General features: G+C 69.6%; 7 protein-coding genes. 3 read left to right on the forward strand and 4 right to left on the reverse strand.

Annotated elements, in window-relative coordinates:
• Positions 1 to 282: 282 nt before the first annotated feature.
• On the forward strand, positions 283 to 1,188 hold the full coding sequence (locus E2C06_RS34240; RefSeq protein WP_241671597.1) for a LysR family transcriptional regulator: 906 nt from the start codon (positions 283 to 285) through the stop codon (positions 1,186 to 1,188).
• A gap of 311 nt (positions 1,189 to 1,499) precedes the next feature.
• On the opposite strand, the gene E2C06_RS34245 is transcribed toward E2C06_RS34240, so the two are convergent.
• Positions 1,500 to 3,161 carry an IS1182 family transposase gene (locus tag E2C06_RS34245; protein WP_133293036.1) on the reverse strand — a complete coding sequence of 554 codons (1,662 nt, stop codon included), beginning with the start codon at positions 3,159 to 3,161 and terminating at the stop codon, positions 1,500 to 1,502.
• Between the two features lie 474 nt (positions 3,162 to 3,635).
• Between E2C06_RS34245 and E2C06_RS34250 the strand changes: the two genes are divergently transcribed.
• Positions 3,636 to 4,475, forward strand: a complete 840-nt coding sequence (locus E2C06_RS34250) for a class I SAM-dependent methyltransferase (RefSeq protein WP_133293031.1) — start codon at positions 3,636 to 3,638, stop codon at positions 4,473 to 4,475.
• A gap of 19 nt (positions 4,476 to 4,494) precedes the next feature.
• On the opposite strand, the gene E2C06_RS34255 is transcribed toward E2C06_RS34250, so the two are convergent.
• The 3 genes from E2C06_RS34255 to E2C06_RS34265 form a co-directional block, all read right to left on the reverse strand.
• A complete protein-coding gene (locus E2C06_RS34255; RefSeq protein ID WP_206664826.1) occupies positions 4,495 to 5,511 on the reverse strand; it encodes a methyltransferase in 1,017 nt (338 codons plus the stop codon).
• Between the two features lie 606 nt (positions 5,512 to 6,117).
• Positions 6,118 to 6,744, reverse strand: a complete 627-nt coding sequence (locus tag E2C06_RS34260) for a recombinase family protein (protein WP_133293032.1) — start codon at positions 6,742 to 6,744, stop codon at positions 6,118 to 6,120.
• On the reverse strand, positions 6,744 to 7,241 hold the full coding sequence (locus tag E2C06_RS34265; RefSeq protein ID WP_133293033.1) for a hypothetical protein: 498 nt from the start codon (positions 7,239 to 7,241) through the stop codon (positions 6,744 to 6,746). The genes E2C06_RS34260 and E2C06_RS34265 overlap by 1 nt, the downstream gene beginning before the upstream one ends.
• A gap of 349 nt (positions 7,242 to 7,590) precedes the next feature.
• Between E2C06_RS34265 and E2C06_RS34270 the strand changes: the two genes are divergently transcribed.
• A complete protein-coding gene (locus tag E2C06_RS34270) occupies positions 7,591 to 8,016 on the forward strand; it encodes a hypothetical protein (RefSeq protein ID WP_133293034.1) in 426 nt (141 codons plus the stop codon).
• Positions 8,017 to 8,161 lie beyond the last annotated feature (145 nt).

Here is an 8,161-nt window from a genome sequence, read left to right on the forward strand (position 1 = left end):
GCATCGTCGCGGGCGATGCGGTCGAGCAGCGCGACGAGGTCGGCGCGCATGGCGTCGTCGATGGCGTTGCGCACCTTCGGCCGGTTGAGCAGCAGCGTGGCGATGCCGTCGCTGACCTGGCATTCGATGACGGCCGGCTGGGCGGTCTCGTTCGGCATGCGCTGTTTCCTCTGGTTGGGCCCGGTTCCGCGGGCCTTGTCTGCGCCGAGACCTACGCGCCGCCGGGCTGGTACCGGTAGGTTGCAAAACTTGCCCTACCCCAAGCTGATGTTATGCTGGCGCATGCGCGATACCCTGCCATCGTTGGGCGCGCTCCGCGCCTTCGCGCTGGTCGCCGAAACCGGCAGCCTGACTGCGGCCGCAGCACGACTGAACATAACCCAGCCGGCGGTCAGCCGGCGGCTGCGGGAGCTGGAGGCGGAGCTGGGCGTCGCCCTGGTCCGCCGTGGTGCCAATGCGCTGCGCCTGACCGAGGCCGGTGCTCGTTATGCAGCGGCGATCGAGGAAGGCTTCGCCCGCATCCGCAGCGCCACGGAAGCTTTAGAGGCGCAGCAGGCAGGACCGCTCCGGGTCCGCGCCTATACGACCTGGGCGCTGCGCTGGCTGATCCCGCGCCTGTCCCGCTTTAGCGCCCGCCATGCCGGGCTGCAGGTCGAGGTGGTGACCTCCACCGCGGCGGTCGATTTCGCGCGCGACCCGGTCGATGCGGCGATCCGGACGGCGCCTGGCGAAGCGCCGCCCGCGCCCGGGGCAACGCGGCTACAGGCGGTCCTGGTCGCGCCCTTCGCGGCCCCGGCGGCGGGGGGCCGACGCCGGAGCCTGGCTGGGCTGACCCTGCTCGGCAGCCGCGTCCGGCCAGCGGATTGGGCAACCTGGTTCGCCGCTCAGGGCGAGGCGGCACCGGCCGTGTCACCGCTGGTCTTCGAGAGCACCACGCTGGCGATCCAGGCGGCGGTGGAAGGCCTGGGCGCGGTGATCTGCTCGCCGGCCTTTGTCACGGCGGAACTCCGCCGTCGGCAACTGGTGCAGCTGGCGCCGCGGGCCGTGCCGACCGGCGATCACTACTGGCTGCTGTTGCCGCCGACCGCGCCTCGGCCGCAGGCACTGGCGTTTCAGTCCTGGTTGCTGGAGGAGATCGCCGCGGAACGCGAGCCTGCTGGGAGGCAACGGCGCTCTTCCATTGGATAAGGCGTCCATGGGAAAAAGGTGGCAAACTCGCAGACAGTGCTTACCGGCGGGTACCGTAGCGCGACATCCACTGTTTTGCCGGACGCCAAGGAAAGGTTGCCGCGCACTGATCCAGTCCTGCTGGTGCCGCTTGAAGCCGGCGCGTCCTCGTGCGGCGGCCTATGCGTCCAAGGCGACGCGCTGCGGTACGACGCTGAGGATTGTTAGCCGCATATTCGACTTTATCGATTTGTTTGGCGTCTGTCATTAGTCCGCCGCAGTAGCGTGCTGAACTTGCCCCAGAGACTTTCGGACACTGTTGGCGAAGTGGCTCATGCGAGGAGGGCGGCGACGCGCGACACGCGTGTTGGTGCGAGCGGGCGTTCGGCGAGCCATGCCGTGAGTCGGTCGAGGTTGAGCGCGGCAGCGGTGGCGAGGTGCTGCAAGCCGGTCTTGGCGAGCCCGCGGTAGCGAGCCCGGCGCAGGCCGAAGGCCCGCACGGCTTGCGAGATGGTGCCCTCGACACCTTGCCGCTGCGCGTAGAGGCGCCGCCCTTCTTCGGTTCGCTCCCGCGCCCGGGCAGCCGCGAGCGCCTCGTGTTCGCGCCGGGGCAGAAGGGCGAGAACGCGGCCGACGTAGCGCGAGCGGATGCGGGTACAGCGGTGGCGCGAAATGCAGACCCGGCAATCGGCAGCCCGGAACTGGGTGCGGATGGTGGGCCGCTGACCCCGATGCTTCGTGCTCTCAGCCCAGCCGGTGCTCTCCTTGCCTTCGGGACAGCGGGCGACCTGCCGGTCCCAGTCGATGGTGAAGTCGTCGAGGCTGAACGCGTCCGCGGCCTTGGCTTGCCAGCTCAGGTTGCGACGCCCTGGGCCGACGAGGTCGATCCCGTAGCTCCTGCGCGCCGCAATGAGGTGGTCCGCGCTGACGTAGGCCGAGTCCACCAGATGCTCGGCCGGCGGCAGGTCCTTCCCGGCGAGTGCGGCATGGATCGCGGCCGTGCGGCTCGCCTCATGGACGTTGGCCGGTGTCGTGTCGGCATGCAGCACCAGACGGGGCGCGTTCACATCACAGCTTTCGGTCAGGTGGACCATGTAGCCCGTCCAGCGCGTGCTGCTCTTGGCGCGGAACCTGGCATCGGCGTCGTATGGTGACTCCACCCGATCACCAGGTCCGCGGCCCTGAACAGGTCCCAGGCGTACGCCGCCGGCTCCCTCCGCGTTCCGCTCGAAGTGGCGCGCCCAGACGCGGCGTAGCACAGCGACGGCGGGAAGGGCGGTGGCCGCGCGTGTCGTCGTCTGCTCCGCGAGAGCGCCCAGGAGGTGAAAACCGTCGGCGCCGACCACCGCCACATAGGCGTCGCGCTTGGGACCGGCCTCGGGCAGCCGCGTCTCCTCGATCCGCCGCCCGTAGCGCTCCCGCCACTCCGGCGGGGCCACCGCCCGTAGCCAGTCAGGAGCGGCCACCGCCAAGGCGTTGAGGGTGGCCCGCAGCGTCTCGGCCACGAGTTCGATCCGATTGAGATCGCGCACGGCGGCGAGCACGTGGGTGCTGTCCGTCCGCTGTCGCCCGCGGCCTCGGAGCAGACCGTCTGCCCGCGCGGCATCCAGGACCCGCTGGAGCAGGCGACCAGTCGCCTCGCCCGCTAGCAACCGGCCGCGGAACTCGCAGAGCAGGCTGTGGTCGAAGCCGGGGTCGGCAAGGTCCAGGCCGAGCAGGTACTTCCAATCGATCCTGGCCCGCACCGCCTCCGCCGCCTGGCGGTCGCTCAGCCCCTCGCGGAACTGCAGCAACGTGACAAGGGCAAGGCGCCAGGGTGCGTAGGCCGGCTGGCCCAGCCGGGGATAGAGGTCGGCGAAATCGGCATCGCTGAAAACTGCCCCGAGCCTGTGCCGAAGCACGAGGCAAAGGTTCCCTCGTCGAAAGGCCGCCCGAGCGACCCGGGTGGTGTCCTCAGGCACGGGCGGGATAGGCTGCTGCGGGCGGAGCGATATCGGAGGTCTCCGAGCGGAGAGCCCCATCCAACGCCACCGCCAAACCCCCGGATGCCGACTTCGCCAACAGTATCCGACCGATGGTCCGTGGTGAACAGGGGGGCGCTGATGCTCTGTTGCTGGCTTTGGCAAGCGATGGCCAGATTCCAACATCAATCAAATGCGATCTACGTCCGCCATGTGACGCTTGCCTGGGTTTGGCTGGAAGCGGAGTGGGGACCTTGTGTTACGACGCGGGCGGAAGCGGAGCTTTGTCGTTGCTAGGCCAAGCAGCAGGTCACGTCCGCAATCAGGCATCCGCACCGGGTGCATATCCGCGCAGGACGAGCCTGATCCACGGGTGAAGCCCCGATCGGAACGTGCTACCTCCTGCGAAGCGCCGCCTGTCGTAGTAAAGGAACAGCCGCCCGTTTCTGAGTCACGCAACGACAGGGGTGCGAAGTCTTCGTGGATGCTGCCTGGGGAACAAGCCGCATGACCGTCGAAACGGATGTCGCGGGCCATTACACGGAAGGCACGCTCGAACGGCGGATCCTTGCCGCGCTGCGCCAGTCAGGAAAGGATCCGAACCGGCTCGAGCCTGAGGACCTCGCCCCGGTGGATGAGTTCCACCATGGCGGCCGGGCGGCGACGGCGGCCTTCGCGCCGAGGCTCGACCTGCGGCCCGGCATGCAGCTGCTGGAGATCGGGGCGGGGATCGGCGGCCCGGCCCGCTACTTCGCCCGGCACCATGGCTGCCAGGTGACTGGCATTGATCTCACCGAAGAGTTCGTCGCGGTGGCGCGCGCCCTGACCTCGCGGCTCGGGATGGACGGCCAGGTCCGGTTCGAGCAGGGCAGCGCGCTCGCCATGCCGTTCGCTGCGGCGTCCTTCGACGTCGCCACCCTGCTGCATGTCGGCATGAACATTGCGGACAAGGCGCGACTGTTCAGCGAGGTGCGACGGGTGCTGAAGCCGGGCGCTCGGTTCGGCATCTATGATCAGATGCGGGAAGCGGCGGGCGATCTCGCCTTCCCGGTGCCTTGGGCCACGGATCTCGGGACGAGCTTCGTGGAGACGGCCGCGACCTACAAGCGGCTGCTGGCCGAGGCCGGCTTCGAGATCGTCTGGGAGCGAAGCTGCCGGGATGACGCGCTCGCGTCGTTCAATCGGCAGACGCAGGCGCAACCCAGGTCGGGGGCGCCGCCGTCGCTCGGCGGCCACGTGACGATGGGTGCCCGCGCCGCGGAAAAGGTCGCCAACCACCGGAGCAACACCGAGCGCGGGCTGCTCGCACCCAACGAGATCGTGGCCCGGCTGTCCGGCACGCCTTGACGGCCGGCACGCCGGCGGCCTATCGCGGCAGAGACTCCACGACCGAGCCCGCCGCCTCGGTCGGCAGGATGCGCTCCAGCGCGAAGCCCGATTGGTTCAGCAGCTCCGCGAACTCGTCGCGGGTACGGATGCGCGCCTCCCCGAAGATCGCCATCATCTGCACGTCCATGATGTAGTCATCAAGCCTTCCGCGCGTCGGGTCGGGCTCCAGCACGGTCTCGCCGATGAGCAGCCTGGTGCCAGGCGGTGTCGACGCGCGGATCGTCCGCAGGATGCGCAGGCAATCCTGGTCCGTCCAGTTCTGCAGCACGCAGACGAGCAGGTAGATGTCGGCTCCGGCCGGTACGGCCTCGAAGAAGCTGCCGCCCTGGACACGGATCCGGCCGTCCAGGAGCGCGTCGGGCGAAATGGCGCGCACCACGTCCTCCCGGTCCATCACCACGCCGGTTGGCGCGGGATGGCGGCCGAGGATCTCGCGCAAGGTGGCCCCCATGCCGCCGCCGATATCCGCTATCAGCCGCGCGCCGGAGAAATCGTAGGCGGCGGCGATGGCCGCGTGCCGGCGGTCGGGAAAGTTCGCCATCAGTGCGTCGAACAGCCGCGCTTCCTCCGGGTGTTCGCGCATGAAGGCGTAGCGCGGCTTGCCCCAGGCGGCCTCGTGCGGAACTGCGCCGGCCAGGGCGGCATCGAGTGCGCCCCAGGCGCCCCAGATGCCCGGCACCGTCCAGTACCGCGCGGCATAATGCAGGCCGTCGGCCGCGTCCTGCCGCAGCAGGCGGGAGCGGCCGGTGTGCCCCACGGTCCCATCCGGCCCGACCGAGAAGATGTCTTGCGCCGCCAGGCAACGCAGGATCCGCAGCAGAGGTCGCGGCTGCACGCCGCAGATGCCTGCCAGTACCTCGATCGCCACCGCGCCGTCGGATGGCACCGCGTCCGCGGCGCCGCAATCAGTTACCGCACGGAGCATCCGCGCGACCATGAAGCCGCGCAGGAGCAGCGACATGTCGGCGTGGTCGCGATCCTGGCCCTGCGTCACGGCAATGGTCCTCCGAATCCCGGGCAAGCGAACACGGCGGAGGGACGACCCGGCCCAGCACCGGCGACTTCGGCTGTCGAGCCGCGTGGCCAGCGATGCTGGCATCTCCGCCTGCGGCCGGCCAGCATCCATAGCCCGAAATGCGAGACATCGGCCGATTCACACCGGCGTTATATCGAACAGATACAGGGCCGATCGCCTAAGTAGCTTGGGTCCTTGCTGTGTTGCGACCTCAGAGGTTGAACGATCCATTCGGCGGGATGAGTAACCACTGGCTGTTGTTAGCCCTTGCAGGCCCGGGAAGTCCGTGAAGCTGAGCGGGCTATCGAGAAGTGGCTATCTGCCGAATCGATGAGCATTTGCGCTTGGACCCTGAGAAGTTGCCTCTGCAAAGCTCGGTTCGTTCGCAAAGGATGGCCAGCGATGACCAGCAAAAGGTTCACCGAGCTGGTGGAATGTTCGCTGCCAACTGCTCACGGTTGTATGTTCGCCCTAAGTGACTGTTTGAGAACGGCTTGGCACGACGCGGCTGGGGTGATTCAAGCTCGGGATGTGGACCCGAGACACCCGAGACCGGATGGCCGAGCTTGGCCGAAAGACGAAGCGCTACCCATCCGACCTGACCCGCGCGATCGCTGCCTGCCCCACGATACCCTCCGCCCGCAGCCGCTCCATCTCCAGTGCCAGCCGGTGCGCCGCCCGCTCTGCCGCCAGACGCTGCGCCTGAGCCGCTGCCGCGGCGCTGAGGCCACCATGCGGCCGGTAGCCTCGGTCGCCGCCCAGCGCCGCGCCATGCGCCTTGGCGGCCGCCAGCGCGGCCCGGGTACGCTCGCTGATCAGCTCGCGCTCCTTCTGCGCCATGACGGCGTAGATCCGCAGCATCAGGTCATCGGCCCCGGGCATGTCGGCCGCCCGGATCGCATAGCCCTCCTCCAGGAGACCCGAGAGGGTGTGGGCGCGTCGGGTGATGCGGTCGAGGCGAGCGGCAACCAGCACCGCGCCGAGCTGCCGGCATCGCGCCAGCGCCGCCTGGAAGCCCGGCCGGCGGTCGTCCTTGCCGCTGGCCACATCCTGGTACTCGGCGACCAGGGTCCAGCCCTGGGCCTCCACATAGGCCCGGACGCTGGCCTGCTGCGCCTCCAGCCCGAGGCCGCTGTGGCCCTGCTCGGCGGTCGAGACCCGGTACAGCCCGACCGCCAGCCGGGCGGCGCCGTGGGGCAGCGCCGGCCGCATCAGCCCGTCTCGGCCAGGCGGTAGACAGTGTAGCTGCCCTTGGCGCCCTCCGGTCGGCGGAGCGGGGCGAGCACCTGCTGCTGCTTGGTGCCCTCTCGCGCCTTGCGCGGGCCGGCCGGGCGGAGTGCCGGGGCGGGCTTCAGCAGGATGGCGCGGAGCGCGGTGATGGCGTCCGGCAGGGCGGTGCGCCCGCCGGCACCGTCGTCCCAAGCTGCGAGGACGCGGTGGGCAGCGTCGCGCCGGCTGGGGCGCGCCAGGGCCACCTTGGCGGGCTGCTGAGCGGCCTCGGCGCCGGTGGGCGGCACCAGGGCTTCCGGCGCCGCAGCAGGCGCCAGCGGCGCGCTACCGGGCTTCTGGGCCGCGTCGGCGGGGAGCGTAACGGGCGCCGCCTGTCCCGCGTCGTCCGCTGCCTCGTCCACCACCGCGGCCTCGTCCACCACCGCGGCGTCGGCCGACGCGGCGCCGATGGCCGCCATCCCCGCCTCGGTGACGCGCACCGTGGGCCGAGTGCCGCCCTGCTGATGTCAGCGCAGGACAGCGCAGGCCAGCGAACTCGTCCGGCGCCTCGCATTCTTCGACGTAGCCCTGCTTGAGCAGGTTGTTCAGCACCGCCCGGGCGGCGGGAATGGGCAGCTTGTCGGGCGGTGCGGCCAGCCGCAGCGAATGTTGCGCGGCCTCGGCTAGAATGCGGCGGGCGGTGTCGGAAAGGGCCGTGTCGGGGCTCCTGAGTGCGGCACCCGACCAGCCGGGTGCTACGAGCCCAAGCCTTGCCGGGGAACCGGTCAGGGCAGCACGCTGGCGTCTGCCGCGGCGCGTGATCGACTATTCGCTCTGTGTCGGAGCGAAGTGAAGCGGAAAGGCGCTGCCTTTACCGGCCTCTCCTTCGCGCAGATCGGCATCCGCGGCTTTGACGGGACGATCGAGTTGGAGGCGTTGCGGCTCTATGGCCTGCCGGGGGAGGCGCCGGCGCTGCTCTGCGGCACGCCGGCACTGCCAGTCGGGACGCGGGAGTTTCAGGCCGAGGTGTCCTGGGACCTGCCGCCGCTGGCGCCAAGCATCACCAGCCTGCTCGAAGTGACCGTGGCCAACTTCCGGGTGGGCGATCTCGCCGATGCCGCGCTGGCCTCCTCGACCCGCTTCATCGAGCTTGATGCCATAGCCTGGACCAACAACAGGGTTCGGGTCATGGCGCAGAATATCTCGCCGAGGGCGACCATTGATTTCGTAGCCGCCACGCTGTCCGTGGCAGTGACGAAGCGGCGTATACCGTAAACTCGGAGATGACTTGGCAGGACTACCGCACGCTCTAGGTGTTTGGTCCCGGGGTTTCGTGGTGCAGTCTTCTCCCAGGCATGGAAGGACGCGCTATGGGCCAGGTTCTCCACGGCAGCGCCACTACGACAGAGGCGATCCGTCG

Source organism: Dankookia rubra, assembly GCF_004355005.1.
Classification (GTDB): domain Bacteria; phylum Pseudomonadota; class Alphaproteobacteria; order Acetobacterales; family Acetobacteraceae; genus Paracraurococcus; species Paracraurococcus ruber_A.

What these genes read in the sequence shown, in the direction of transcription:
- E2C06_RS34240 (WP_241671597.1), top strand. Translation starts at nt 283, where the DNA reads ATGCGCGATACCCTGCCATCGTTGGGCGCGCTCCGCGCCTTCGCGCTG.
- E2C06_RS34250 (WP_133293031.1), top strand. Translation starts at nt 3,636, where the DNA reads ATGACCGTCGAAACGGATGTCGCGGGCCATTACACGGAAGGCACGCTC.
- E2C06_RS34260 (WP_133293032.1), bottom strand. Translation starts at nt 6,744, where the DNA reads ATGCGGCCGGCGCTGCCCCACGGCGCCGCCCGGCTGGCGGTCGGGCTG.